We start from the raw sequence: 1,941 nt of genomic DNA, 5'->3' as shown, positions 1-1,941 counted from the left end.
GCCCCTACAAGTCCGGCTGGGACCCGGCCGAGTCGCTGCGCCGCATGGCCGAGTGGACCAAGGGCCATTTCGACCCCCGGCTGTTCCAGGCCTTCGTCAAGAGCATCGGCATCTACCCCGTGGGCTCGCTGGTGCGGCTGACCTCCGGGCGCATCGGCGTGGTGACCGAGCAGGTTCAGACATCGCTGACCTCGCCCAAGGTCAAGGTCTTCTTCTCGACCAAGTCGGGCATGCGCATCCCGCCCGACGTGGTGGACCTGGCCGCGCCCGGCTGCATGGAGAAGATCGTGGCGCGCGAAGACCCGGAGAAGTGGAAGTTCCCGGACCTCAACGAACTGTGGTCCGGATTTTCCGGGCAGGCCTGGTAGGCCGCCCGGGCGTGGGAAAATAGCGCCCCTGTTTGTTTTTCCCCTTGGTACGGGCCCGTCCGGCCCTCAAGCACATGACCGTTTCCAGCACGCCACCGGCCCCGCGCCACTACACGCTCAGCGACTTCGATTTTTCGCTGCCTCCCGAACTCATTGCCCAGCACCCCGCCACGCAACGCAGCGCCTCGCGCCTGCTCGATGGCCGCGCAGCGTCCCCGGTGGACCGCATCTTCCACGAACTGCCCGGCCTGCTGCAGCCCGGTGACCTGCTGGTGTTCAACGACACGCGCGTGGTCAAGGCGCGCATCTTTGGCGAGAAAGCCAGCGGCGGCAAGCTGGAGCTGCTGATCGAGCGCGTGCTGCTGGGCAACGAGGTCGTGGCCCACATGAAGGTCAGCAAGAAGCCGCTGCCTGGCGCCGTGGTGCACATGGTGGGCGGCCTGCACGGTGGCGGTTTCAATGCCACGCTGCTCTCGCGCTGGCCGGGCGAGGACGGCCCGCTGTTCCGCTTCGCGCTCGATGGGCCGGCCGGCGAAACACCGCACGACCTGATGGAGCGCCACGGCCACCTGCCGCTGCCGCCCTACATCGAGCGCCAGCAGAACGCCGACCACGACCCCGATGCGGCCGAGGACGCGCAGCGCTACCAGACCGTGTTCGCACGCGCGCCCGGCGCGGTGGCAGCCCCGACGGCGGCCCTGCATTTCGACGAAGGCGTGCTGGCCGCCCTGGCCGACCGCGGCGTGGAACGCGCCAGCGTCACCCTGCACGTGGGCGCAGGCACCTTCCAGCCCGTGAAGACCGAGAACCTGGCCGAGCACCAGATGCACAGCGAGTGGTACGAGGTGCCGCTGGCCACGCTGGCGGCGCTGGAGCGCTGCCGCCAGCGCGGCGGCCGCGTGGTGGCCGTGGGCACGACCACCGTGCGCACCCTCGAATCCTGGGCGCGCAGCGGCCAGGCCTCGGGCGATACCAACATCTTCATCACCCCGGGCTTCGCGTTCCAGGTGGTGGACCTGCTGCTCACCAACTTCCACCTGCCCAAGAGCACGCTGATGATGCTGGTGAGCGCCTTCGCAGGCTACGAGCAGATCCAGGCCATCTACCGCCACGCCATCGCGCAGCAGTACCGCTTTTTCAGCTATGGCGATTCGATGCTGCTGGAACGCCAGCATTCCCGGCAGGCCACGCTCAGCAGTTCGTGACCGCCGCGATGCGGGGTGCCGCCCCCTGCTCCGGCAGGCGGTTGGCCGAGGGCAGGCGCACGCAGTAGACGCCGGCCTCGCTTTCCACGCGCGTGACACGGCCGGAGTAAGCGTTCTGCCACTCCTTTTCGGTGAGCGTGCCCAGTGCCCGTGGCGCCGCGCCTGCCGGGTTCGCAGCCAGTGCCGCGGCCGCTGGCGTGCCGTGGCGGCGCTGCCACTCCCGCTCCTGCCGCGCGGCACGGGCGACGCCCTCGGGGCTCCATTGGATGGCGGGCACATCCCAGGCGTCGGATGCGGCGGGCAGAGGCGCCGGCATGGCCACCACGCCGGGGCCGGTGTCTTGCGGTACGGCCAGGACCGCGGCAGCC

At 69.9% G+C, this 1,941-nt stretch carries 2 protein-coding genes and 1 pseudogene; 2 read left to right on the top strand and 1 reads right to left on the bottom strand.

Going from position 1 to position 1,941, the window contains the following annotated elements:
- Nucleotides 1-368, top strand: a pseudogene (locus PMI14_RS23355) (phosphodiesterase); the annotation flags it as partial.
- Nucleotides 369-442: 74 nt separating this feature from the next.
- Nucleotides 443-1,573 (top strand): tRNA preQ1(34) S-adenosylmethionine ribosyltransferase-isomerase QueA, encoded by a 1,131-nt coding sequence (gene queA, locus PMI14_RS23350; protein ID WP_007857942.1) that lies wholly within the window; start codon nucleotides 443-445, stop codon nucleotides 1,571-1,573.
- On the opposite strand, the gene PMI14_RS23345 is transcribed toward queA, so the two are convergent.
- On the bottom strand, nucleotides 1,560-1,941 hold a 382-nt coding region (locus PMI14_RS23345), incomplete at its 5' end, for a hypothetical protein (RefSeq protein WP_007857940.1). The genes queA and PMI14_RS23345 overlap by 14 nt on opposite strands.

This window comes from Acidovorax sp. CF316 (genome assembly GCF_000276605.1).
Classification (GTDB): Bacteria; Pseudomonadota; Gammaproteobacteria; order Burkholderiales; family Burkholderiaceae_C; genus Acidovorax.
The sequence above is the reverse complement of the archived record's forward strand: the minus strand, read 5'-3'. Positions and strand labels throughout refer to the sequence as shown.